Origin of the sequence: Pseudomonas sp. RC2C2 (genome assembly GCF_018390435.1) — a bacterium.
GTDB lineage: Bacteria > Pseudomonadota > Gammaproteobacteria > Pseudomonadales > Pseudomonadaceae > Aquipseudomonas > Aquipseudomonas donghuensis.
The window spans coordinates 3,422,057-3,447,709 of sequence record NZ_JAHBAX010000001.1; the positions used below are offsets into that span (position 1 = coordinate 3,422,057).

The 25,653-nt window shown below is 63.8% G+C and carries 17 protein-coding genes; 6 read left to right on the plus strand and 11 right to left on the minus strand.

What is annotated here, in order from left to right; translation table 11 throughout:
- Positions 1–53 precede the first annotated feature (53 nt).
- Entirely contained in the window at positions 54–2,984 is a 2,931-nt protein-coding gene (locus KHO53_RS15790; protein WP_213570490.1) for a membrane-targeted effector domain-containing toxin, read from the minus strand.
- A 210-nt stretch (positions 2,985–3,194) separates the two neighbouring features.
- On the opposite strand from KHO53_RS15790, the gene KHO53_RS15795 reads away from it, so the two are divergent.
- The 3 genes from KHO53_RS15795 (at position 3,195) to tadA (ending at position 7,807) form a co-directional block, all read left to right on the plus strand.
- On the plus strand, positions 3,195–5,816 hold the full coding sequence (locus KHO53_RS15795) for a membrane-targeted effector domain-containing toxin (RefSeq protein ID WP_213570491.1): 2,622 nt from the start codon (positions 3,195–3,197) through the stop codon (positions 5,814–5,816).
- 132 nt (positions 5,817–5,948) lie between these two features.
- Positions 5,949–7,325 carry a multicopper oxidase family protein gene (locus tag KHO53_RS15800; RefSeq protein WP_010220146.1) on the plus strand — a complete coding sequence of 459 codons (1,377 nt, stop codon included), beginning with the start codon at positions 5,949–5,951 and terminating at the stop codon, positions 7,323–7,325.
- Positions 7,325–7,807: a tRNA adenosine(34) deaminase TadA gene (tadA, locus tag KHO53_RS15805; RefSeq protein WP_213570492.1), complete on the plus strand. Its 483-nt coding sequence runs from the start codon at positions 7,325–7,327 to the stop codon at positions 7,805–7,807. The genes KHO53_RS15800 and tadA overlap by 1 nt, the downstream gene beginning before the upstream one ends.
- 86 nt (positions 7,808–7,893) lie before the next feature.
- Here the strand turns inward: tadA and mltF are convergent, their stop codons facing one another.
- Entirely contained in the window at positions 7,894–9,354 is a 1,461-nt protein-coding gene (gene mltF, locus KHO53_RS15810) for a membrane-bound lytic murein transglycosylase MltF (protein WP_213570493.1), read from the minus strand.
- A 246-nt stretch (positions 9,355–9,600) separates the two neighbouring features.
- Between mltF and purL the strand changes: the two genes are divergently transcribed.
- Both purL and KHO53_RS15820 read left to right on the plus strand, forming a co-directional pair.
- Positions 9,601–13,500: a phosphoribosylformylglycinamidine synthase gene (gene purL, locus KHO53_RS15815; protein ID WP_213570494.1), complete on the plus strand. Its 3,900-nt coding sequence runs from the start codon at positions 9,601–9,603 to the stop codon at positions 13,498–13,500.
- Between the two features lie 2 nt (positions 13,501–13,502).
- Positions 13,503–13,814 carry a YqfO family protein gene (locus KHO53_RS15820; RefSeq protein ID WP_213570630.1) on the plus strand — a complete coding sequence of 104 codons (312 nt, stop codon included), beginning with the start codon at positions 13,503–13,505 and terminating at the stop codon, positions 13,812–13,814.
- A gap of 76 nt (positions 13,815–13,890) precedes the next feature.
- Here the strand turns inward: KHO53_RS15820 and KHO53_RS15825 are convergent, their stop codons facing one another.
- The 9 genes from KHO53_RS15825 to tatA all read right to left on the minus strand — a co-directional run bounded on the left by KHO53_RS15825 (position 13,891) and on the right by tatA (position 24,527).
- Positions 13,891–15,915, minus strand: coding sequence for an HET-C-related protein (locus tag KHO53_RS15825; protein ID WP_213570495.1), 2,025 nt, complete (start codon positions 15,913–15,915; stop codon positions 13,891–13,893).
- A gap of 192 nt (positions 15,916–16,107) precedes the next feature.
- Positions 16,108–17,775, minus strand: coding sequence for an N-acetylglucosamine-specific PTS transporter subunit IIBC (gene nagE / locus KHO53_RS15830; protein ID WP_213570496.1), 1,668 nt, complete (start codon positions 17,773–17,775; stop codon positions 16,108–16,110).
- Positions 17,776–17,787: 12 nt separating this feature from the next.
- The gene (gene ptsP, locus KHO53_RS15835; protein WP_213570497.1) at positions 17,788–20,328 is read right to left on the minus strand and encodes a phosphoenolpyruvate--protein phosphotransferase; all 2,541 of its coding nucleotides are present in this window, start codon (positions 20,326–20,328) and stop codon (positions 17,788–17,790) included.
- A gap of 19 nt (positions 20,329–20,347) precedes the next feature.
- Entirely contained in the window at positions 20,348–21,370 is a 1,023-nt protein-coding gene (locus KHO53_RS15840) for an SIS domain-containing protein (RefSeq protein ID WP_213570498.1), read from the minus strand.
- On the minus strand, positions 21,360–22,457 hold the full coding sequence (nagA, locus tag KHO53_RS15845; RefSeq protein WP_036994008.1) for an N-acetylglucosamine-6-phosphate deacetylase: 1,098 nt from the start codon (positions 22,455–22,457) through the stop codon (positions 21,360–21,362). Before nagA ends, KHO53_RS15840 begins: the two co-directional genes overlap by 11 nt.
- 10 nt (positions 22,458–22,467) lie before the next feature.
- Positions 22,468–23,199: a GntR family transcriptional regulator gene (locus tag KHO53_RS15850; RefSeq protein WP_010220279.1), complete on the minus strand. Its 732-nt coding sequence runs from the start codon at positions 23,197–23,199 to the stop codon at positions 22,468–22,470.
- Positions 23,200–23,269: 70 nt separating this feature from the next.
- The gene (gene tatC / locus KHO53_RS15855) at positions 23,270–24,025 is read right to left on the minus strand and encodes a twin-arginine translocase subunit TatC (RefSeq protein ID WP_213570499.1); all 756 of its coding nucleotides are present in this window, start codon (positions 24,023–24,025) and stop codon (positions 23,270–23,272) included.
- The gene (gene tatB, locus KHO53_RS15860; protein WP_036994011.1) at positions 24,025–24,303 is read right to left on the minus strand and encodes a Sec-independent protein translocase protein TatB; all 279 of its coding nucleotides are present in this window, start codon (positions 24,301–24,303) and stop codon (positions 24,025–24,027) included. The genes tatC and tatB overlap by 1 nt, the downstream gene beginning before the upstream one ends.
- A complete protein-coding gene (gene tatA / locus KHO53_RS15865; RefSeq protein ID WP_010220276.1) occupies positions 24,303–24,527 on the minus strand; it encodes a twin-arginine translocase TatA/TatE family subunit in 225 nt (74 codons plus the stop codon). The genes tatB and tatA overlap by 1 nt, the downstream gene beginning before the upstream one ends.
- A gap of 143 nt (positions 24,528–24,670) precedes the next feature.
- Between tatA and gspK the strand changes: the two genes are divergently transcribed.
- A complete protein-coding gene (gene gspK, locus KHO53_RS15870) occupies positions 24,671–25,636 on the plus strand; it encodes a type II secretion system minor pseudopilin GspK (RefSeq protein ID WP_213570500.1) in 966 nt (321 codons plus the stop codon).
- The last annotated feature ends 17 nt before the right edge of the window (positions 25,637–25,653 follow it).

Below are 25,653 nucleotides of genomic sequence, written 5' to 3' on the forward strand. Positions count from 1 at the left end.
AACCGCTGTAGCGCGTGAAGCAAACGCCCCGACATGTCGGGGCGTTTGTTTTTTCAGGCCTCGGTCATCCCCATGAGCTTGAGCGCCGCGGCCAGTTCGCGCAGGTCGTTGAAGCGCCGCCTGTGGACGCGCGGCCAGGAGGGTCGGTCGATTGAGACATGGTCCTCGGTAACGCGAATAACGGTGCGTACGATCGAACGGTCGATGCTGCGATGGAACAGCAGGGTTTGGTCGCCCTGGCGTTCGATCAGGAACATACCGGTCCGCGGCAGGCGAGCTTCGTGGGTAGCCACTACATCGGCAGCCCACGAGCCCGGCGTCACCATTCGCAGGACCAGGTCGTTCTTGATGAAGCGTGGTGGCCCGTTTTTGGACAGCTCGCCAAACCTGCCTTCATCGACAAACAGGCCGACAGTGGTTCCTGCCTCGGCATCGGCTACCCGCAGGCCAATGGCCTGGTTCAACTCACTGAGCCCTGGCACCTGCTCGAAGGTATTGGCGTGGGTTTCGCCTACCAGTGCAATCCAGCGTCCCGGGCTTTGCTGTTCTACAGCACTGATGATTGAAGTGGCATAGCGATTCATCATTTCGATGCGCAGGGTGTCTTTCGGATCCACCAGGCCCGTCTGACGGTAGCTGGCCATGCAGTCAATTGCCTGGATACGCAGGTGGTTGCGCTGCGCGGTCTTGACCAGGTTGAGAAAGGTGAACTGGCCTGACGGGTCGGTTCCGAACCCGCTATCAAGGCTCTCCAGGTATTTGTTCAGGCCTTGGGGCATCGTCCCTGTGCGCATGAAAGTATCCAGGTCGGCCTGATGGAAGTCGGTCAGTAAATGCTCCATGTACAGCGTGCGAACTCTTTGCTTGGCAAGCACCTCCATGTTCTCGATCAGGAACTTCTTGCTCGCAATCGAGCTGTGACGCTCACCAATCACCAGCCCTTCGGCGCGCTGAAAAGCCTCCTTGATAATTGACTTGGGCGTGCTGTTTGTCGGTAGCGACGGGATCTCTACACGGGGCGGCACCTGCACCCTACGAAGGTACGTACGGCTTTCCTCAGCCAACTGCTGGCGTATCCGAGTGAAAGAGGCGGCCGCTGCGTTGAGCTCGCGATCATCCATGTCTGTGTAGCCGCTGAGGAACCGGTCGCCCGGCTTGTTGGCGGCGTTTTGCAGTTTTGCGCGTAATTCGACGGGTACTTCGTAGGGCGACGGGGGCAGTACGACGGGTGTTGGCGCTACGGGGCTCGAGCCCCAGGGATGTTTGCTCCAGAACTTGCCTCCCCCTCGCAGGCCGGGCCTGGGTGGCAGTTCCCACTGGCCATTGGCGTTGAGCCTCACGGGTTGACTGCGGTAGAACGCGTACGGGTTCTGTTCATCGACGATCACCCAGGTTTTCATTTCACCAACGTAGCGAACTGCATAAGGATCACCGTTGAGGGTGATGTAGGTCTGCCTATTGAGCAGGTACGTGCCGCGCAGCTTGCCCTCCAGTTGTGGGTGTTGCCCATCGACAATGACGTTGGCGATCGGCCGCTCCAGGGGCAGGTCCAGCACCTGCGGCAGTGGACGGGTTTCACTGGCGAAGGGCGGTCGAGGTGTGCCTGCAGCGCTGGCGCTGCGTTCGGCTTCGAGTGGGTCGATGATTTCCGCGACTTCGCCGGCGGGGCTGGCACCGAATACCAGGGTGGCGTCGAAGGCGGCACTGACCGCGCTGACGATGGCGCCAGTGACACCGGCCTTGCGTTGCGCCGTGGTGTCGCCGTTAACCGCCTGATCGATGTTCAGGCCCAGGCTGGCCAGGTCCGCGCCTACCACCGCCAATGCCACTGGCCAGCACATCGCACCGATGACACCAAAGGTGTCGGTAAAGGCATTGAGATACCCGATCCACATCTGTTTGCGCAGTTCGGTGTTCGAGCGCAGTGCCGTATCAGCGTCGGCATACATGCGTTCGCGGGCCTGGTCTCGCAGGTAGCTGAACAGATCTCCGGCGATTGGCCGGTCGAGCTGGTTGATCAACGAATGGTCACCATGACCGTAACTGGTTACTAACAGTTCGATAAGGCTGTTCAGGCCGACACCCGAGCCCCGTGGCGGGTGGGCCGACAATGGAAAATGCGATTCGAAGCGGGCGAGGCTGACCAGGTCGGTACAGGCCTGTTGCAGTACCCAGATGTGCAGGTCGTTGTTGGTTTCGAAGCTGTGCAGGCTGGTTGTTTCCCCGGGCATATAGACAAACTGATGGCCTTCAGGGGAGACAATACGCACGATATCGCTGGCCAGGTAGCCGCCAATGTCGAATGTTCGAACGCTCCAGCCTTGCGCCGCCTGCACTTCAACCGCCAGTTGCTTGCGGGTTATCGGGGCGCGCAAGTCGCCTGCCACTGCCTTGAAGATCGCCTGGCAGTGCTGCGGGTACAGAGTGCCGCTTTGATAATCCTCATACGCTTTGGCGAGAAAGTTGACCTTGGCCATCAGGCGAAAATCATCGGCATGGGCTTGCCAGAAGGCATCGAGCTTGTGGTTGAACAGCGTACTGAAGTCGATCTGCCAGAATTCATTGAGGACATCCTGGCCCAGCATACGTATTTCATTGGTTTCGTTGAAAACCGGGCTGTGTGGCCCGGCCCGATAAAAGCCACCGTTCTGTTGCAGCAGATCGCTGTTGTCCTGGTCGTGGCTGTTGAAACGGCGCATGACCAACTGCGGCAAGGTCATCGACTCAAGCGGTGGGCCGTAATGTTCCCAGCCGGTGAAACTTCGGATGCTGCTCACCGCGCCAGCGAAGCGGTGCCAGTAGATTGTGTCTGGTTCCGGCGTCTTTCCGGTGAATTTGAGCAACAGATTTCGGGCAACCTCGCGGGCCATTTCCCACATGTCCGGGCATTTAGTCACCAGCGTGGTGGCGATCGTGTTGAGCGCTTGCTTCTGAGCTTGGCTGGAGGCCAGCGAATTGGAATGGACATTTAATTGATAGGGCATGTGCATCTCCTTGTAGACGAATGCCCATTGAGAAGGTCTGCGTCGTACCTGCTGTCATAGGTATTTGTTGATACAACGAAATAGATTTTTCTGGCGTTGCACTGAGCCGTTTCGCTGTCTAGCTGATGGCTGTCAGGGATACTTATTTAGGACTGATGACATCGACGTATAACCCAGGCTGAGGGCTTCTTATGCAAAGGAACTCATGTCATGGAACATTTGCAGTCTGTTGATCAGTCCAACCTGCACCTTGAGGCGGCGCGTGCATCGCTGCGCCAGCTTGCCGAAACGGTGGTCAATGCCTTCCCGGACCTGCATGCCAGCGCTCGCTTGGCGGCGATGCAACTGCTGGTCACACAAACCAACCAGCACGGGGATCCGGACAAGATTTACTGGAATCGTTTTTCCCACGCCGCCAGCAACGACCGCAGCTACACCGGTTGGGAGCACTATGGAACGCCTTATCAGTCTTGGACCTTGACCGAGTTAGTCATGCGCCGCTTTCGCGTCAGTGACCAGGACAACGCCGACCTTCTGCAGTTGTACGGCGGTTTCTACACCGAGGGGCCAGAGGCGCGGCGTTTCGATGAAAGCAATGAAGTGCGTCTGGATCCGCAAAAAGTCCTTAACGCCTTGTGGGAGATGGACTTTGGTGCCGGGTTTCAGCGCCAGCGTACGGCGTTCTGGGTCGAGCACGGTGCTGACGTGCGCGCGCTCAGCAAGCTCAATTACCTGGCGCAAGCGTTGCAGGCAGGCCTCGGTGGGCATCTGAACGAGCAGCAGTTGCAACTGGTGTTCGACGCTGTCGGCTTCGACAGCAGCGTTGCTGTGCATCTGCAGCATTTTGAACAAGTGCAGCAACCTGCTGCCGGCATTCAGCTTGCGACCTTGAGCCTGGCCGGGCAGGTGTCGTCGGCGCTGGTGTGGTTGCAGGGGCCGGGGGCACAGCCACAGCATGTGCTCTACATGCCCGGTGCGGTGCCGTCGTTCCAGGCTTTCAGTAGCCAGCGGGAACTGTTCGAATGGCTGTTTGGCTGGCTGCAGGTGGCCGCCAGCCGCGAGCAATTGTTGGCTTATTTCTCCAGCGCTCCGCAGCAGGTGCAGGGGTTGCGTGATCAACTCGCCTCCTGGGCGCAAGGCTCGGTAGAGGCATTTGCCGCTCAGGTGCAGCGTGCGCCGATCAACGGCGAGGTCTTCACCTGGATGCGCGACAACGCCCGGCAGCACATGGAACTTGAAACCGATGCGGCCCTGCGCACCAATGCCGAACTGCGTGCGCAGTTGTGGGTGGGCTACCTGGGCGTGGCTTCGCGCCTGCTCGGTGCCGTGGCGCCTGCCGGTTGGCCGTTGGCACTGCTGGCGGTCGCTGTAGGTACTGCCAGCCTTGCGTTGAACATCGAGCAGGCGGTCGATGGCGACAACCCCGAAGAGCGTCGGGCGGGCTTGCTTGGGGCCATCCTTGCCGGTGTCGATCTGCTGCTCAACCTGCCGTTTCTGCTGCCACTGGGGCGGGGGGCGGCGCAAGAGCTGGGCCCGCTTGAAGGCAATGTGATCATCGATGTGCCAGCGGCCACGAGCGGCCCCTTGCAAGGTGTCAGTAGCCTGGCTGATGGCGCCCAGTACATCGAGCTCGAGGGGGTGCCCTACCGGGTTCGCTATGACCAGGCCTTGCGTACCTGGTTGATTGTTCCTGAAGACAATCCGTTTGCCTTCAATGGTGTAATACCCGTGCGCCTGGACGAGCAGGGGCAGTGGATCGTGCTTGAGTCCGCCTGTTTGCGCGGGGGCGGCCAGTGCCTGGGAGGGCTGACGCCCGAGCCGGCGGTCGCGATGGTGGATTATTCGCCCTTCGAGGCCGTTCCAGGCCGCTATGAAGTCCCCGAACCGGCCCGGCCTGCGGTGCTGGAACTGCTCAGTGCGAGGAACCGGCGGGCAATCGGCGGTGATTACTACGACCCGGAGTCGCCGCTGATGGAAGTGCGCGATAGCCTGGAGCAGATTCGGCAGCAATTGCGCACCGATGCCGAGACTTTCTTCACCCGGATAACCCTGCCCAGGTTCAGGATTCACCCGCCAGCGGCCTCGATCAGCCCGCAGCGGGCATTCATCGAATTGTTCGACGAGCACGCCGGCGTGGTCATTGGCGAATCACACGCCTCGATCGCCAGCAAGCGTTGGCTGCTGGAAAACCTCACGCCGATGTATGCCAAAGGCGTACGCACGCTTTATCTCGAGCACCTGATGACCGATCTGCACCAGGCAGACCTGGACCTGTTCCATCGCAGCGGGCGCATGAGTGCGCAATTGCGGCGCTATCTGGAGCGGCTGGATGTCGGGCATCGTACCGATCCCACTGGCCGCTACACCTTCCTTGAACTGGTAAGAAAAGCCCGGGCCAACCGTATCAGGGTACAGGCTGTGGATTGTGTGGCGAGCTATCAGTTGGAGGGCCTTGAGGTTGAGCAACCGTTCAATCCGCTGCGCCAGAAAGTCATGAACTACTATGCCAACCGGGTTATTACCGCCAGGCAAGCGGAGCCTGGCGCAGGCAAATGGGTGGCGCTGGTCGGCAACACCCACAGCAACCTGTACAAGCGCGTACCAGGGCTGGCGGAACTGCAAGGGGTGCCAGGCTTGCGCCTGGTCGATGCCGGGCCGGGGCAGGCGACCGGCATTACCCTGGATGCGGGTGAATACTACTTGCCGAGCATGGGCAACCCCGACGGTATCGTACAGGGTGACTTGCGCCTGGCATTGCAGACGCAGGATCAGCCCGTTGCGTTTCGTGACGCCATTACTGCCCCGCCAGGCGTGATAAGGCCAGGTGAGTAGGCCCTGCGGCAACTCTTCACTTAATATTTCTCAATTGCAGGTGTATCGTATTCGCCCTTCATCGCCGGTACCTTGGCGCTTTTTTCGCCGGGTGCCGGCATGTTGTTCCTGGCATTACGAGGTACCTGCTGCATGTCCTTTACCCGGCGACAAATTCTCGGTGGCCTGAGCGGCCTGGTGGCGATTGGCCTGGGCGCGGGTGGTGCGTCCCGTTACTGGCTGGGGCGCACCGATCCGAATGCCGGGCATGACTACGAGCTGATCGCCGCACCGCTGGATGTCGAGCTGGTCTGCGGGTTCAAGACCGAGGCCTGGGCCTTCGGTCCGTCGGCGCCGGGTACCGAACTGCGGGTGCGCCAGGGCGAATGGTTGCGGGTACGTTTCATCAATCACCTGCCGGTGGCCACCACCATCCACTGGCATGGCATCCGCCTGCCGCTGGAGATGGACGGTGTGCCATACGTCTCGCAGCTGCCGGTGTTGCCGGGCGAGTACTTCGACTACAAGTTCCGCGTGCCGGATGCCGGCAGCTACTGGTACCACCCGCATGTGAACAGCTCCGAGGAACTCGGCCGCGGCCTGGTCGGCCCGCTGATTGTCGAGGAGCGCGAGCCTACCGGCTTCAAGCATGAACGCACCCTGAGCCTGAAGAACTGGCACGTGGACGAGCAGGGCGCGTACCTGCCCTTCAGCATCCCGCGCGAGGCCGCCCGTGGCGGCACTGCGGGCCGGCTGATCACCATCAATGGCCAGGCCAACGCCGTGGTCGACATGCCTGCCGGACAAATCGTGCGGGTGCGCTTGCTGAACCTCGACAACACCCTGACCTATCGCATCAACCTCAAGGGCAACTTCGAGGCGAAGGTCTACGCGCTGGACGGCAATCCCATCACCCCGCGCCCGCTGGGCAAGGACTACTGGCTGGGCCCGGGCATGCGTATCTGCCTGGCGATCAAGATGCCGCCGGCCGGTGAAGAGCTGTCGTTGCGCGATGGTCCGGTGCGCCTGGGGACCCTGCGCTCGGTGGCCAGCAGCGAAGGGCCGGGCGACTGGCCGCCGGCGCTGCCGGCCAATCCGATTGCCGAGCCGGACCTGGCCAATGCCGAGAAGCTCAACTTCAATTTCGAGTGGGTCGGCTCGGTCTCGGTGAACACCGAGAACGGCAAGCCGCCAAGCTTGTGGCAGATCAACGGCAAGGCCTGGGACATCACCGACAAGACCTGTGCCGATCGGCCGATCGCCACGCTGCAAAAGGGCAAGAGCTACATCTTCGAGCTGAAGAACATGACCCAGTACCAACACCCGATTCACCTGCACGGCATGAGTTTCAAGGTGATCGGCTCGAACAAGCGCAAGATCGAACCGTACTACACCGACACCTACCTGCTGGGCAAGAACGAGCGCGCACGGGTGGCGCTGGTGGCCGATAACCCGGGTACCTGGATGTTCCACTGCCACGTGATCGACCATATGGAAACCGGCCTGATGGCCGCGATCGAGGTGGCGTGATGCGCCAGCCGCAGATCATCGATCGCAGCCGCGATCAGCAATTCATGCGCCTGGCGCTGGAGTTGGCAGCGCAAGGCGCGGCCATGGGCGAAGTGCCGGTGGGCGCGGTAGTGGTTCAGCACGGTCAGGTGATTGGCCGTGGCTTCAACTGCCCGATCAGCGGCAGCGATCCCAGCGCCCACGCCGAGATGGTCGCCATTCGTGCCGCCGCCCAGGCAGCGAGCAACTACCGCCTGCCGGGTAGTACGCTCTATGTGACCCTGGAGCCGTGCAGCATGTGCGCCGGGCTGATTGTCCATTCGCGGATCAGCCGGGTGGTGTATGGCGCGCTGGAGCCCAAGGCGGGCGTGGTGCAAAGCCAGGGGCAGTTCTTTACCCAGGGGTTTCTCAATCACCGGGTGCTATTCGAGGGGGGCGTGCTGGCGCAGGAGTGCGGGACGATTCTGTCCGAGTTCTTCAAGGCGCGGCGGGCGAAGGCCTGAGGTGGCCTTGATCGCGGGGCAAGTCGGGTCGCCGCACCGCCGCTCCCACAGGAGCCTGTAGGAGCGGGCTTGCCCCGCGAAACAGTTCAGAGTGGCGGGGTCTGCTCGGTTGGCTTGGTCTTGTTCACGCCCGGCACATGCAGGTTGCTCTCGGCCACCTGGCTGCCTTCAAGCTGCGGCTGGGTCACCCAGGTGAGGATGTCGTAGTAGCGGCGGATGTTGGCGACGAAGTGCACTGGCTCGCCGCCGCGGGCATAACCGTAGCGGGTCTTGCTGTACCACTGCTTCTGCGACAGGCGCGGCAGCATCTTCTTTACGTCCAGCCACTTGTCAGGGTTCAGGCCCTCGCGCTTGGCCAGCTTGCGCGCGTCGTCCAGGTGACCGCTGCCGACGTTGTAGGCGGCCAAGGCAAACCAGGTGCGGTCCGGCTCCTTGATGCTGTCATCCAGCTCGGATTTGACATACATGAAGTATTTGGCGCCGCCGCGGATGCTCTGCACCGGGTCCAGGCGGTTGGACACGCCCATGGCCTGGGCGGTGCGCTGGGTCAGCATCATCAGGCCGCGCACACCGGTCTTGGAGGTGACCTCGGCCTGCCACATGGATTCCTGGTAGCCGATCGCAGCCAACAGGCGCCAGTCGACCTGCTCCTTCTTGGCCGAGGCCTGGAAGGCCTTCTCGTAGCGCGGCAGGCGCTGCTGCAGGTGCTGGGCAAAGGTATAAGCGCCTACGTAGCCCAGTACATCGACGTGCCCGTAATAGCGATCTTTCAGACGCTGCAAGGTGCCATTCTTCTGCACCTTGTCGAGAAATTCGTTGATCTCGTTGAGCAAGCTGTTGTCTTCGCCTGCGGCCACGGCCCAGCGTTGGTCGCGGGCGTCACCAAGGTCGAAGGCCACCCGTACCTTGGGGAAATACACCTGGTTCATCGCCAGTTCGTTGGAGTCGACCAGGGTCAGGTCAATCTGCCCTTCGTCGACCATGCGCAGCAGGTCGACCACTTCAACGGCGTCAGATTCTTCGTATTCGAGCGCCGGATACTGCTTTTTCAGCTCGGCCATCTGCTCGGCATGGGTACTGCCCTTGAGCACCATGATCTTCTTGCCGACCAGGTCCTTGGCGTCAGTGGGCCGTGGGCGGCCGTTGCGGTAGATGATTTGCGGGGTGACTTCCAGGTACGGGTGGGAAAAGCGCACCTGCGATTTGCGCTGCTCGCTGCTGACCAGGCCCGCTGCCGCGAGCACCGGGCCGGAAGGCTGGCCGAGCTGGTTGAAGAGGTCGTCGAGGTTGTCGGCGGTCTCGATCTTCAGCTCCACGCCCAGATCGTCGGCGAAACGCTTGACCAGCTCGTACTCGAAGCCGGTTTCGCCGTTGCGGTCCTGGAAGTAGGTGGCCGGGCTGTTGCGGGTAATCACGCGCAGCACGCCATCCTCCTTGACGCGCTCGAGGGTGCTGGGTTTTTCAACACAGGCACCGAGCATCAGGAGGAGTCCGGTTGCGATGAGCCATCTGGCGCACCGCTGGCGCAAAGCGGTTTGGGCGAACATAGGTTGCAGTATACGCAAAGGACCGGTTGTGCCATATCTCGACAACGGTTTGCTTGTCTGCTAGCGATCTTTGCGTTAAAGGCAAAATGCAGGTCGAAACAGGCGGTTTTTTTTGACCCCTGAGTCCGCTTTGCCGGGCCGACATGTCCAGGTGTCGCAATGCTGTGTTTCGGGTGCCGGAAGCGCTGGAATTAGGCTAGAATGCACGGCCTCTAAGCACACCCCCTTCCTGAGGCTGTCCCGACGATGTTGATCCTGCGCGGCGCTCCTGCCCTTTCTGCCTTTCGCCACGGTAAGTTAATCGAGCAACTGAGCCAGAAAGTCCCCGCTGTTAGTGGTTTGTATGCTGAATTCACGCATTTCGCCGAGGTTGACGGCGATCTGAGTGCCGACCAACAGCAAGTGCTCGCGCGCCTGCTCAAGTACGGCCCGAGCGTACCGGTCCAGGAGCCAAGCGGGCGCTTGTTCCTGGTGGTTCCGCGTTTCGGCACCATCTCGCCCTGGTCGAGCAAGGCCAGCGACATCGCCCACAACTGCGGCCTGGAAAACATCCAGCGCCTGGAGCGGGGCATTGCCTACTACGTCAGCGGTGAGCTGAGCGACGCCGACGCCGCCGTCGTTGCCGACATCCTCCACGACCGCATGACCCAGCTGGTGCTGACCAAGCTTGAAGAGGCCGCCAGCCTGTTCAGCCACGCCCAGCCCAAGCCACTGACCGCCGTCGACATCCTCGGTGGTGGCCGCGCCGCCCTGGAAAAAGCCAACGTCGAGCTGGGCCTGGCCCTGGCCGAAGACGAGATCGACTACCTGGTCACCAGCTTCCAGGGCCTCAAGCGCAACCCGCACGACATCGAACTGATGATGTTCGCCCAGGCCAACTCCGAACACTGCCGCCACAAGATCTTCAACGCTAGTTGGGACATCGACGGCCAGAGCCAGGAAAAAAGCCTGTTCGGCATGATCAAGAACACCTACCAGATGCACAACGAAGGCGTGCTGTCGGCTTACAAGGACAACGCTTCGGTGATCGTCGGTTCCGTGGCCGGGCGCTTCTTCCCGAACCCTGAAACCCGCCAGTACGGCGCGGTGCAGGAGCCGGTGCACATCCTGATGAAGGTCGAGACCCACAACCACCCGACCGCCATCTCGCCGTTCTCCGGTGCTTCCACAGGTTCCGGTGGCGAAATCCGTGACGAGGGCGCTACCGGTCGCGGTGCCAAGCCCAAGGCTGGCCTGACCGGTTTCACCGTCTCCAACCTGCGCATCCCGGGCTTCGAACAGCCATGGGAGCAGGCCTACGGCAAGCCGGACCGCATTGTCACCGCCCTCGACATCATGGTCGAAGGCCCGCTGGGCGGCGCCGCGTTCAACAACGAATTCGGTCGTCCGGCCCTGACTGGCTACTTCCGTACTTTCGAGCAGTCGATCAACACCCCGCACGGTGAAGAAGTACGCGGTTACCACAAGCCGATCATGTTGGCCGGTGGCCTGGGCAACATCCGCGAAGACCACGTGCAAAAGGGCGAGATCACCGTCGGCGCCAAGCTGATCGTGCTCGGTGGCCCGGCCATGCTCATCGGTCTGGGTGGCGGCGCGGCTTCGTCGGTGGATACCGGCGCCAGCTCCGCCGACCTCGATTTCGCCTCGGTGCAGCGCGAGAACCCGGAAATGGAGCGCCGTTGCCAGGAGGTTATCGACCGTTGCTGGCAACTGGGTGACAACAACCCGATCGCCTTCATCCATGACGTCGGCGCCGGCGGTATCTCCAACGCCTTCCCGGAACTGGTCAACGACGGTGGCCGCGGTGGCCGCTTCGAGCTGCGCAACGTGCCCAACGACGAGCCGGGCATGGCCCCGCACGAGATCTGGAGCAACGAATCCCAGGAACGTTACGTGCTGGCGGTCAGCGCCGGCGACTTCGAGCGCTTCCAGGCCATCTGCGAGCGCGAGCGCTGCCCGTTCGCGGTCGTTGGCGAGGCCACTGCCGAGCCGCACCTGACCGTGACCGACAGCCACTTCGGCAACACCCCGGTGGACATGCCGCTCGACGTGCTGCTGGGCAAGCCGCCGCGCATGCACCGTTCGGTGACCCGCGAAGCGGAGCTGGGCGATGATTTCGACCCAAGCACCCTGGAACTGAACGACTCGGTCGAGCGCGTCCTGCGTCACCCGGCCGTTGCCAGCAAGAGCTTCCTGATCACCATCGGCGACCGCACCATTACCGGCCTGGTTGCCCGTGACCAGATGGTTGGCCCGTGGCAGGTACCGGTGGCCGACTGCGCCGTCACCGCCACCAGCTTCGACGTCTACACCGGCGAAGCCATGGCCATGGGCGAGCGCACCCCGCTGGCCCTGCTCGACGCCCCGGCGTCCGGGCGCATGGCCATCGGCGAGACCCTGACCAACCTGGCCGCCGCGCACATCGGCAAGCTGTCCGACATCAAACTGTCGGCCAACTGGATGTCCGCTGCCGGCCACCCGGGTGAAGATGCCCGCCTGTACGACACCGTCAAGGCTGTCGGCATGGAACTGTGCCCTGAGCTGGGCCTGACCATTCCGGTGGGCAAGGACTCGATGTCGATGAAGACCAAGTGGAGCGAAGAGGGCGCGGAGAAGAGCGTCACCTCGCCGATGTCGCTGATCGTCAGCGGCTTCGCCCCGGTCCTCGACGTGCGCAAGACCCTGACCCCGCAACTGCGCATGGACAAGGGCGAGACCGACCTGATCCTGATCGACCTGGGCCGCGGCAAGAACCGCATGGGCGCCTCGATCCTGGCCCAGACCCACGGCAAGCTGGCCGCCGTAGCGCCGGACGTCGACGATGCCGAAGACCTCAAGGCCTTCTTCGCCGTGATCCAGGGCCTGAACGCCGACGGTCACCTGCTGGCCTACCACGACCGTTCCGACGGCGGCCTGCTGACCACCGCGCTGGAGATGGCCTTCGCCGGCCACTGCGGCCTGGACCTGGAACTGGACACCCTGACCAGCAAGCGCGAGAAAATCGCCGCCATCCTCTTCAACGAAGAGCTGGGTGCGGTGATCCAGGTGCGTCAGGACGCCACCCCGGACGTGCTGGCCCAGTTCAGCGCTGCTGGCCTTGGCGAAGACTGCGTCGCGGTGATCGGCCAGCCGATCAACAACGGCGAAGTGCTGATCAAGCTGGCCGGTGAAGAGCTGTTCAAGGGCGACCGTCGCCTGCTGCAACGCCAGTGGGCCGAGACCAGCTACCAGATCCAGCGTCTGCGCGACAACGCCGACTGCGCCGACCAAGAGTTCGACGTGCTGCTGGAAGAAGACAATCCCGGCCTGAGCGTCAAGCTCGGCTTCGACGTCAATCAGGACATCGCCGCGCCCTACATCAAGAAGGGCGTGCGCCCGCAGGTGGCAGTGCTGCGCGAGCAGGGCGTCAACGGCCAGGTCGAAATGGCGGCAGCCTTCGACCGTGCCGGCTTCAACGCCATCGACGTGCACATGAGCGATATCCTTGCCGGTCGCGTTGACCTCAACGACTTCAAGGGCCTGGTGGCCTGTGGCGGCTTCTCCTACGGTGACGTGCTCGGCGCCGGTGAGGGCTGGGCCAAGTCGGCGCTGTTCAACGCCCGTGCCCGTGATGCGTTCCAGGGCTTCTTCGAGCGTACCGACAGCTTCACCCTGGGTGTGTGCAACGGTTGCCAGATGATGTCCAACCTGCACGAACTGATTCCGGGCAGCGAGTTCTGGCCGCACTTCGTGCGTAACCGTTCCGAGCAGTTCGAGGCCCGTGTGGCCATGGTCGAGGTGCAGAAGTCGAACTCGATCTTCCTGCAGGGCATGGCCGGTTCGCGCATGCCGATCGCCATCGCCCACGGTGAAGGCCATGCCGAGTTCGCCAGCGAAGAAGCCCTGCTCGAAGCTGACCTGTCCGGTTGCGTAGCCCTGCGCTTCGTCGACAACCACGGCAAGGTCACCGAGAGCTACCCGGCCAACCCGAACGGCTCGCCGCGCGGGATCACCGGCCTGACCAGCCGCGACGGTCGCGTCACCATCATGATGCCGCACCCTGAGCGGGTCTTCCGTGCCGTGCAGAACTCCTGGCGTCCGGATGACTGGAACGAAGACGCGGCGTGGATGCGCATGTTCCGCAACGCTCGGGCGTGGGTGAACTAAGGGTGTACAAGCTCGCCTTCTTCGTCCCGCCAAGCCATGTGGAGGTGGTCAAGGCCGCAGTGTTCGCCGCCGGCGGCGGGCGCATCGGCGACTATGACTGCTGCGCCTGGCAGGTGCTGGGCCAGGGCCAGTTCCGCCCGCTGGACGGCAGCCAGCCGCTTCTCGGGCAGGCCGGCCAGGTCGAGGTGGTGGAGGAGTGGAAGGTCGAACTGGTAGTGGCCGATGGGCTGGTTGGGCAGGTCGTCACTGCATTGAAGCAGAGCCACCCCTACGAGACCCCGGCGTACGAGGTCTGGCCGCTGGCTGACTTCTGAGGGCCTTGACGCCTCGCTGCTACAAAACGACAAGCCCCGGCAGCCTCCTGCCGGGGCTTGTCGTTTTTACAGGCGCTTATCTGAACAACCCACGGATGCGCTCCCAGACGCTGGTGTCGATGTCCGGGTGCTCATGCCCGTGCGGCGTGTCGAACACGGAGGCTTTGCCGGCCCGCTTTATCTCTGCGCTGTGCTCGCTTGCCCATACGCTGACCAGTTCGTCCTGCCAGTCGCTGTCGTTGGGGTGGGTGAAGTAACTGCGTGCGACCTTTACCGGGTCGAGGAGCCGCCCGCCTTCCCAGTGCTTGTACATGGCAAGGCCCACGTTCCGTACCGCAACGCGCGCCATCAGACTGGCCAGGGTATGCAAGGGGTGGACGTCATGGTCCTTGGCGAGCTGGGAATGGGTCGGGTTGGTCGAACCGGATGTATTGGGGTTGTCTTTACGCAGGGTTTGCAGGTCGTCGACGGTGTTGCCGATCAGGTTGAGGACGGCCTGGTAGCCCATCTTCATCAGGTCCTGCGTATGGCGAATGGGCGAGCTGCTGATCCAGGAGACCCGCCTCAGCCCATTGAACCCGGGAATGTCCGCCAGGGCGTCGCGCACTTCCAGAGACGTCTGCAGATACGCCTGCCACTTCGGGTCGGGATGGTCGCGTAGCAGGATCAGCAGGGCGAGCTCCGAGTCCGCGCGCTGCCCGGGTGTGATGCTCTCGAAACTGCCGGAAGTCTTGAACAACACCTTCGCCATCGGCTCGGCCAGGCTGGCGATCACGTCGGTGCCGGCGAACATGCCCGTGACGACGGGCCAAGCGTGCCTGCAATCGGTTTTCCCGGTCCATGGCAACACCGCCTTGTGCCCCTGTTTGCGCAGGCTGAGTTCGGCGTAGTTGGAGTGAGCGAAGTAATCCTCCAGCACGTGCAGGGCCGCGCCAAACTCGCGCAGGCCTTTGGGGGTGGGGCCCGTTGCCATGGCATCGCGCAGGCGCTCGCACATGTAGTCGACCGAGGTGAAGATGTGGCGCTTCATGGAGGTTTTCGGGTCGACCTGAAGCAGCGGGTCGTCGTGGGCGACTGGCGCTTCGAAATCCGGGTCGATGGTGCGTGGGTCGAAGGTCGATGCGCTAGGGTTGTAGGGGTTGTCGATGTGTTCGCTCGGCCGATACACCCCAAGCATCTGCGGGGCGACCACATAGTGGCTGCGCTCCTGCGGTGTGCCTTGCAGGCTGGGGAAGGTCTTCAGCGCCAGCAGGTCGACGAGCTGTGTCAGGACCTCCCTTGAAAACTTGGCGGGGAAGTCTTTCGGCGCGTCGGGTGCGCGGACCAGCTTGGGGTCGAGCAACTGCGAATAGTCGCGCAACCAGTTGCCAAAATAGATCGCCTTGCGTTGCTGTTCGTTGAAGCCTGCGTACTTGAGATCCTCCTCGATCGACCCGTGGCCCCAGGACCGCTCGGGATGCCGCTTGTCACCGCCCCCCGCAGAAAAGCCTTCGTGGCGGGCGTTGTGGCTATCGGCGCGTTGGGCATCCTCGCCCTGGCTCAGGCGGATGAAGCGTCGTAGCGCAGGGTGGTCCACCTGCAAGTGGGTATCTCGAACACCCGCGCACAGCCTGGCGACTGTCAGCTTGCCCGGCTCGAGGGGCGCGACGTTGCAGAACAGGTAGGCAAAGCGGGCACCCTCTTCGCCCTGGGCGTCTTCGGCGACGCTGGCACGGCCATCGGCCAGGCGAGGTGCGAAGTCCTGGCGCAGGACGTTGTCCAGGTGGTGGCCGAACTCGTGCAGCAGGATGGTGGCCAGCTCGCAGGCGGCCTGCGGTTGTCGCAGCGCGTTCTCGATCACCTCGGGGTGCAGGTGGATGATGCGGGTGGCATTGTCGTAGCTGGCTTTGCCTAACGCCTGTGGGCCGATCTGGTGGTCAGGGCTGGCCAGCGCGCCGTCGCGCAGTGCGTCGTGCAATCTTTGGTAGCAGGTCTCTGGCAGGTCGTCTCCGAATACCGGGGCGAGCATCGAGCGCAAGGCTTGCGGTGAAAGCGACTCGGCAATTTCGGTCAGTCGATCCAGCGCGAAGGTGGTTGTCAGGGTCGCGGATGAAGAGGTCATGGCGGGGGCTCATCGAGGATGGAGCCCCCAGCATGCTAGCGCTCACGCTCCTGTTGGAGCGGGCAACGCCTCCCGCTGGGGCTGTCAGATTTTGTGTGGGTGGGCCGATAACGGCCTGCCATCCCGGTCTCGGGGAATACCCAGCCGCAGCGGGCCGTCACCGGTTAGCACCGTCTTGCCCCGCGATGCTTTTCAGCCCTGCAACGCCTGGCTCAAGGCAGCAGCACGCTTGCCCAGCAGCAAATGCCAGGTCCCGTCCGCCAGCGGACTGACCCCCTGGCACCCCAACGCCAGCAGGCGCTCGCGCGCCACCTTGCGCGCATCCTTGAGCTCGACCCGCACCCGGGTCAGAGCCACGCAATCCACTTTCAACAAGTTGTCCTTGCCACCCAATGCACTCAGCCAGTCTTCAGCAGCCATGCTTTCGCTCGTCTCGGCTTTCACCTGCGGTTGCTCGACGACATTCGCCAGGGCATGGGGCAACTGGTTGCGGATCTCGTCGGCAATGGTGTCGGCCAGCGGCCCGACCACTACCTGCAGGCTGCCACCTGAACCCGGACGCACCACGGCCATGGCGCCGAGGGTTTTCAGCACGCCGTCCTGAGCCAGGCCACGGTCCTTGAGCAGCAGGCGCAGGCGCGTGGTGCAGGCGTCCACCGACAGCAGGTTGCCGGCACCGCCGAGGGCATCGATGTAGCGTGTGCCGCGTGGTGCGCTAGCGTCCTGGACTGGAGCTTCTTCGCTGGGCTGGTCTTCGCGGCCCGGGGTTTTCAGGTTGAAGCGGCGGATACAGAAGTCGAAAACGAAGTAGTACACCAGCGCATACAAAAGCCCTACCGGGAGCACCATCCAGCCGTTGGTCGAGCGGCCCCAGCCCAGGGCCATGTCGATGGCGCCACCGGAGAAGGTAAAGCCCAGACGGATATTGAGCAGGTCGCACAGGGCCATGGACAGCCCGGTGAGCACGGCATGGATCAGGAACAGCAAGGGCGCGAGGAACATGAAGGCGAATTCGATCGGCTCGGTAACGCCGGTCAGGGCCGAGGTCAGGGCCATCGACAGGAGGATGCCGCCAATCAGTTTGCGCCGCCCCGGCAGGGCATGACGGTACATGGCCAGGCAAGCGGCAGGCAGGCCGAAGATCATCATCGGGAACATCCCGGCCATGAACTGCCCGGCTTGCGGATCGCCGGCGAAGTAGCGGGTCAGGTCACCGGTTACAACCAAGCCGTTGGCGCCCTGGAAGCTGCCGAACACGAACCACACCAGGTTGTTGAGGATATGGTGCAGGCCAGTGACGATCAGCAGGCGGTTGAGCACGCCGAAGAAGAACGCGCCGATGCTGCCGCTGTCGAGCATCAGCTTGCCCAGGCTATTGATGCCATCCTGCACATGCGGCCAGATCAAACCGAACAGCAGGCCCAGGCCCACCGCCGACAAGCCGGTGGCAATCGGCACGAAACGCCGGCCACCGAAGAAGGCCAGGTACTCGGGCAGTTTGATGTCCTTGAAACGGTTGTACAGCGCACCACCCAGCAGTCCTACGATAATCCCGGCGAGCATGCCCATGTCGATGTGCGGGTCGATGACCTTGAGGGTCGAGACCAGTACCAGGTAACCGATGGCTCCGGCCAGGCCCGCCGTACCGTTGTTGTCGCGGGCAAAGCCGACGGCGATGCCGATGGCGAAAATCAGCGCCAGGTTGGCGAAGATCGCGTTGCCGGCATCGTGGATCAGGGCGATGTTCAACAGGTCGGTATCGCCCAGGCGCAGCAGCAGGCCGGCAATCGGCAGGATGGCGATGGGCAACATGAGGGCGCGGCCGAGCCGTTGCAGGCCCTGGATGAAGTGCTGGTACATGGTGCTCTCCGGTTATTGTTCTGTGCTAAGTGGGGAGTGGCGGTGGTGTAGCGGGCGTGCGGCGAAATCGCGGCAGGCCTGGCGCACGGCGCGGGCGCTGGACAGGCCCAGCAGCTGCTGGCTGAAGGTGCGGCATTCGCTGCTGTCGAGCTGGCGCACGCGCTCCTTGATCTCGCCGACCTGCGGGGCGCTGACCGACAGCTCGCTGACCCCGAGGCCAACCAGCACTGCGGTGGCCAGCGGCTCGGAGGCCAGGGCGCCGCACACCCCGACCCAGCGGCCATGGCGGGCGGCGCCCTGGCAGGTCAGGTCAATCAGGCGCAGCAGCGCCGGGTGCAGGGCGTCGACGCGGGCGGCCAGGCCCGCGTGGTCACGGTCCATGGCCAGGGTGTATTGGGACAGGTCGTTGGTGCCGATCGAGAAAAAATCGGCGTGTTCGGCCAGGCGCTCGGCGAGCAGGGCGGCGGCCGGAACTTCGATCATCACCCCAAGTTCGGCGCGCTGGTTGATGCCCAGTTCGCTGGTCAGGTGGTCCAGGCGCTGGCGGATTTCCAGCAGCTCATCGACCTCGCTGACCATCGGCAGCATGATCCGGCAGCGGCGCTGCGGGCTGACCTGCAGCAGGGCACGCAATTGCAGGTCGAGCAGTTCGGGGCGCACTTGGCCCAGGCGAATGCCGCGCAGACCGAGCACCGGGTTGGTTTCGTGGGGCAGGGGCAAGTAGTCCAGTTGCTTGTCGCCGCCGACATCGATGGTACGGATGATTACCGGACGATCGCCCATGGCATCCAGCACGGCCTGATAGGCGCCGCGCTGCTCTTGTTCATCCGGGGCGGTGTGACGGTCGACGAAGAGGAACTCGGTGCGTAACAGGCCGACGCCGTCAGCGCCCAGGCTCAGGGCCTGGGCAGCTTCGGCCGCCGAGGCGACATTGGCGGCGACTTCGATCAGGCGCCCGTCACGGGTCTGGGCGCTGCCCTGGGCGGCGGCTTGTTGCTGTTGGCGGCGTTGCTGCTGGTGCTGGCGAAGCTGCGCGACTTCGGCCAGGCGTTCGGCATCCGGTGCGGTTTCCAGTCGGGCCTGCTCGCCGTCCACCACCAGAACCTGGCCGGCTTGCAGGTTCAGCAGCTCCGGGCCCAGGGCAACCAGGCACGGCAGGCCACGGGCGCGGGCGAGGATGGCAACGTGCGAAGTGGCGCCCCCGGCGACCATGCACAGCCCGGCTACCGCGTGCTTGTCGAGCAGCAGCAGGTCCGAGGGCGTCAGTTCATGGGCGACGACAATTGCCGAAGGTGGCAGGTTCAGCTCTCGGGTTTCGCCGAGCAGGTCGCGCAATACCCGTTGCTGCAAATCCTGCAGGTCGTTGGCGCGCTCGGCCAGCAGCGGCTTGTCGAGTGCCTTGAGGATTGCGCACTGGGCGTCGATGGCCTGGCTCCAGGCGTGGCTGGCAGCGCTGCCCTGGTCGATGCACTGGCGCGCAGCGTCGATCAGCGACGGATCGTCGAGCAGTGCCAGGTGCGCTTCGAAGATGGCCGCGGCATCGCCCTGTTGCAGGTGCTGCAGGTCAGCTTCAATGGCGGCCTTGACGCTGGCTAGCGCGGCGTTCAGGGCTTGATGCTGCGGGCCGGGTTGATGGCCGCCGGAGTCGTGCGGCAGGCGAATGGCATCCAGGCGCGCCAACGGACCGCTGGCCAGGCCAGGTGATGCGCATACACCATTGAGAATGCCGGGCTCCAGGTTGGCGACGGGTTTGGCCTGGACGCTGACGGCAGGGCCGGCATGCTGTTCACCGACGGTCGCTGTGGCGACTGCCGCCAACAAGGCGTGCAAGGCTGGCGTACTGTCGGCACCGCTGCAGACGATTTCGACTTCATCCTGCTCACCCACCCCCAGTCCCATGATCGCCACCAGGCTGTTGAGCGCGGCGACCTGGCCGTTGAAGTGCAGTTCGGCGTGGCTGGCGAAACCTTGGGCGGTCTGGCGCAGTAATGCTGCAGGGCGCGCATGCAGGCCGCCGTGATGGGCTACCTTGGTGCTACCGCGCACTGTCTCACCTGCGCTGGCAGCTTTGACTGCGCCGACGCCAGCGTTGGGAATGACATCCAGCAATGGCGCACCCAGGGCCACCGAACGGGTCGTGCGCGGCAGCAATCGGTATTCGCTGCTATTGCTCAGGATTATGACGGTGATCAGGCTGGTGCAGTGTTGTGCGACCAGGTCCAGGTCAAAACGAATCAGCGGCTGAGCCCGTTCGACGCGCTCGCCATTGGCCACCAGCGCTTCGAAGCCGCGGCCCTGCAACTGCACGGTATCAAGGCCGATGTGCATAAGGATCTCGGCGCCGTTGTCGGCACGTAGGGTCAGCGCGTGCAGGGTTTTCGCCAGGTGGATGACGGTGCCGGCGCAGGGGGCCTGCAAGCAGTCGTTGAGCGGGTCGATGGCGATGCCGTTGCCCAGGGTGCCGCCAGCGAACACCGGGTCTGGCACCTGGTCCAGTGGCAACAGCGGGCCTTCGAGGGGGGCATGGAGGGTGATGTTCTTGTTGTTGGGCATGCGCAAGGTCCTCGGTGCCTCAGTGAGTTCGGGTCACTTTGCTCAAGTGACGGGGCTGATCCGGGTCCATGCCACGTGCCTCGGCCAGGCCTGCAGCCATGACATAGAAGCTCTGGATCGCCAGCAACGGATCAAGGCCCGGGTGGGCGGCGCTGCTCAAGGTCAGGTTGCGCTGGGGGACGTCCGCCGGCGCCGCCAGCAGCACCGTGGCGCCGCGCTGGCGCATGTCTTCGGCCAGTTGCAACAGGCCCGCCTGCTCCACGCCACGAGGCGCCAATACCAGCAACGGGTAATGGGCATCGATCAGTGCCATCGGGCCGTGACGCACTTCGGCGCTGCTGAAGGCTTCGGCCTGGATTGCCGAGGTTTCCTTGAACTTGAGCGCTGCTTCCTGGGCGACGGCAAACCCGGCGCCCCGGCCGATGACCATCAGCCGCTGGCAATCGCGCAGTCGCTCGATGGCCAGGCTCCAGTCCTGTTCTGCCGCTTCACGCAGTTGCCCGGGCAGGGCGAGGCCGGCTTCGAGCAGCGCCGGGTCTTGCTGCCAGTGGGCGATCAGACGGGCGCTGGCGCTGAGGGTGGCGATAAAGCTCTTGGTCGCGGCAACGCTCAACTCGGGGCCGGCACACAGCGGCAGGTGGTACTGGCAGGCATGCTCTAGTGGTGAGTCCTCGGCGTTAACCAGCGCCAGGGTGGTGGCGCCGCGTTCGCGCAGGGTGCGCAGGCTGTTGACCAGGTCCGGGCTCTGGCCCGACTGGGAGAAGCCCAGGGCCACTTGGCCGCGCACCTGCAGGGGCGAGTTCTGCAAGGTCACCACCGACATCGGCAGCGAGGCCACCGGCAGGCCAAGCTGCTGCATGGTCAGGTAGGCAAAGTAACTGGCGGCGTGGTCCGAGCTGCCACGGGCGACCGTCAGGGCTACCTGCGGCGCGAGGCTACGCAGCTGTTCGGCGACGCTGGCAATACGCGCGTCGCAGCGCTGCAACTGGGTCTGCACAACGGTGGCAGAGGCCAGGGCTTCGGCAAGCATCTTAGAGCTCAAGGTGTTCTCCTTCGACCATTACGCCGATCAGGTTGAGGTTGCGATCCAGGGTCACGGCGTCGGCCCAGCTACCGGGCTGCAGGCGCCCGCGCGCTTGCAGGCCGAGGTAGTCGGCGGGAAACTGCGACAGGCGCTGGGAGGCTTCGGCCAGGGGCAGGCCGATCTTCACCAGGTTGCGCAGGGCCTGGTCCATGGTCAGGGTGCTGCCGGCCAGGGTGCCGTCGGGCAAGCGCACGCCGCCCAGGCATTTGGTCACGGTGTGGCTGCCAAGCTTGTACTCGCCATCGGGCATGCCCGCGGCGGCGGTGGAGTCGGTTACGCAGTACAGGCAGGGGATCGAGCGCAGGGCCACACGGATGGCGCCGGGGTGCACATGCAGCAGGTCGGGAATCAGCTCGGCAAAGCGTGCGTGAGCCAGGGCTGCGCCGACGATGCCTGGTTCGCGATGGTGCAGCGGGCTCATGGCGTTATACAGGTGGGTAAAACTGGTGGCGCCGGCTTCCAGGGCCGCCACGCCTTCTTCGTAGCTGCCCAGGGTGTGGCCGATCTGCAGGCGCACGCCGCGTTCGCTCAAGGTGCGGATCAACGGCAGGTGGCCGGCGACTTCCGGGGCGATGGTGATGACCTTGATCGGAGCCAGGGCCATATAGGCGTCGACCTCTTCGAGCAGCCCCAGGTGAGCGAAGTTCGGCTGCGCGCCGAGTTTGCCGGGGTTGATGTACGGGCCTTCCAGATGCACGCCGAGGACCCGGGCGCCGTCGCTGCGCGGCTGGCGAACGTACTCACCGAGGGCAGCGAGCACCTGGGTCAGCTCTTCCTTCGGCGCGGTCATGGTGGTGGCCAGCAACGACGTGGTGCCGAAGCGCACGTGGGTACGGGCGATGGTGGCGAACGCCGCGGCGCCTTCCATGATGTCGCTGCCACCGCCGCCGTGCACGTGCAAGTCGATGAAACCCGGCAGCAGGTAGGGCAGATCGTTGCTCTGCGGGTCGCACGGCTGGCCGTCGATGGCGGCGACGCGGCCGTCACGCAGCAACAGGCGTCCGCGTACCCAGCCCGTCGGGGTGAGTATGTTGTGTTCGCTCATGGGGGCTCCGCTAGCGTCGCAGCTCGGCGACAAAGTCGTAGTAGTCGTCCCGGCAGTAGGTGTCGGTCAGTTCGATGGGGGTGTTGTCGTCGAGGTAGCCGACCCGGGTCATCAGCAGCATGGCGGTGCCGGGCTCGATGCCGACCCGCGCCGCCAGCTCGGCGCTGGCATTGATCGCGCGAATGTGTTGCAGGGCGCGCACCACCGGCTTGCCGATCTGGTCGAGGTACTGGTACAGCGAATCGCCGATAGCTTCCGGGTTGCCCAGCAAGTGCGCGGGCAGGGTGCTGTATTCGACGGCCATGACGATGTCATCGGCCTTGCGCAGGCGCTTGAGGTGTACCACCTGTTCGTTGGGCGACAGGCCCAGGCGCACCAGCTCATCGGCCGACGGCGCGTCGACGCTGCGCTCCAGCCACTGCGAGCTTGGGGTAAAGCCCTTCAGGCGGAGCATTTCGCTGAAGCTCGACAGGCGTGAGAGCGGTTGTTCCAGGCGCGGGGTGATGAACGTACCAGAGCCCTGGATGCGGCGGATCAAGCCTTGTTCGAGCAGCACTTCCAGGGCCTTGCGCGCGGTAACCCGGGAGATGTCCAGGGCTTCGCTGAGGCTTCTTTCCGAAGGCAGGGCCTGTTCGGCTTTCCACTGCCCGGCGTGGATGGCCTGTTCCAGATTGCGCGCCAACTGAAGGTAAAGCGGGGTGGCCAGGGTGTCGTCGGGGCGCAGGGCGGTCAACGGAGGCATGGCGGTGGCTTCAGGTGGCGAGTGGTATTAAAAATTTAATACCACTTGAATACCACGTCAATACCACTTGTCAGTTGTTGCAGGCGATTTCCCGGTTGCCCTTGCGCTCGACCGCAGCACAGGCCAGTAATCCGACTTCAAACAATATCCACATCGGCACCGCCAATAGGGTTTGCGAGAACACATCCGGCGGGGTCAGCAGCATGCCAACCACGAAACAACCGACGATCACATAGGGGCGGCTTTTGCGCAGGGTACCGACGTCGGTGACCCCGGCCCAGACGATGATAAAAGTCGCCACCGGGATTTCGAACGCCAGGCCGAAGGCCAGGAACAGGGCGAGGATGAAGTCCAGGTACAGGCCGATGTCGGTCATCATCGCCACGCCATCCGGGGTGACGCTGGCAAAGAAGCCGAACATCATCGGGAAGACCACGAAGAAGGCGAAGGCCATGCCCGAGTAGAACAGCACGATGCTCGACACCAGCAACGGCAGGGCGATGCGCCGTTCCTGGCGGTACATCGCCGGGGCAATGAAGCTCCAGGCCTGGTGCAACAGCACCGGCATGGCCACGAACAGCGCCGCCATCAGAGTCAGTTTGAACGGCGCGAGAAACGGCGAGGTGACGCTGGTGGCGATCATGCTCGCGCCTTCGGGCAGGTAATGGCGCAGCGGTTCCGAGACCTGGGTATACAGGGTCTGGGCAAACGGGAACAGGCCGAGGAATACCACGGCGATGGCCAGCAGGCAGCGCACCAGGCGCCTGCGCAGTTCGCGCAGGTGAGCGGTGAGCGGCATGCCCGGGTCTTGGCTTGCTGTGTTCATCAGGGGTTTCCGCTGGTTGGGCTGTGGTCCGGCTGCAGGCTGACGCCGCGGCGCAGGTCCTGCTCAAGGCGCTGCAACGCCACGGCATCGAGTTCCTGGCTCAAGGCCTGGGTGTCCAGTTCGCGGTCGACCTGGGCCTTGATCGCGGCCATGGTGCGCTTGGCCTGGCCCAGGCCGCGGCCCAGGGTGCGCGCCGCCGTCGGCAGGCGCTCGGGGCCGAGCACCAGTAAAGCGACGATGCCCACCAGCAGCAGCTCGGTAAAACCGACTTCGAACATCAGCGCTGGCGTTCCGTGTGCTGCACGCTGTCGGCCTGCAGCGGCGCCTGGGGTTTGACCGGGCTTACGGCTTCGTCCGTGGCCGGGCCGTTGCCCATGGATTTGCGAAAACCCTGGATCGCATCACCGACGTCCGCACCCAGGCCCTTGAGGCGCTTGGTGCCGAACAGCATGAACACGATCACCAAAACGATGAGCAACTGCCAGATCCCGATACCACCCATGAAAAACGCTCCAAGCTCATGAAAAAGAAGGCCTTATCCTGCCTGCGCTTTGTGACGCAAAAGTGACGTGCAGATGTATTTGCCATGTGCCTGCAACATCCGTTGTGTTGACTGACGGCTCATTGGTTCGGGATGTGCAGTTCATGAGTGCGAAGCGGCAACAAGGGGCGGCGCTGTTGATGGTGCTGGTGGTGCTGGCGATGCTCGCAGGCGGCCTGACCTGGCTGGTGCAGGACGGCCGTCAGCAGATCGACAGCGTGCGCCTGGTGCAGCAACGGGTGCAGGCCAGGGCCATGGAAACCGCCGGCCTGGCCTTTGCCGAGCAGGCGCTGAAAGACCCGGCCTGGCGCGCCAGCCCGCTGTTCTGGCAAGCGCTGCGCGGGCAGCCGTTGGCCTATGCCTTTGCCGGCGGTTCGGCGGCCTTGCGCATCCGCGACCTGCACAGCTGCTTCAACGTCAACGCGCTGATTGGCGAAGAGAGCGAACGTGCCGCGCGGCAATTGCGCTACCTGCTTGGCGATGACATGGCCGCGCAACGCTTGACCGATGCCCTGGCCGACTGGATCGACAGCGACGGGCAAGCCCGACTCAGCGGCGCCGAGAGCGACCAGTACCTGCGCCAGTCACCTGCGCGCCTGGCGGCCAACCAGATGATGGTCGACATGAGTGAACTGAACCTTTTGCTTGAGCCCGATGCCAGCCGGCAGCAACGCTATCCGCAGTTGTGCGTCTTGCCTCAGACCAGCGGCTGGCGCCTTAACGCCAATGCCTTGAGTCTGGAGCAGTTGCCATTGCTTGAAGCGCTGTACGAAGGCGAGGTGTCGCGTTCGCTGCTGACCCGGATTATCACTGGCCGGCCTGCTGGCGGTTATCACGATGCAGGGGCGTTGCGCCAGGCACTGGGGGCGATGGACGACGCAACATTCGCGCGGTTGAGTGAAGGCTTGTTGCTTAACAGCGGTGACTTTGCCTTGCAACTGGAGTTCGAACAGGACGGGCAGAAGATGCGCAGCGAGTTTCAGCTGCGGGCACGAGGGATCGTGCAATGGCACGCGCTGGTGCCGGCCCAGCAGGTGCAGGTGATCAGCCGTACAGCGCAGCCTTGGTAAGGGCTGCGCTGCGCAAC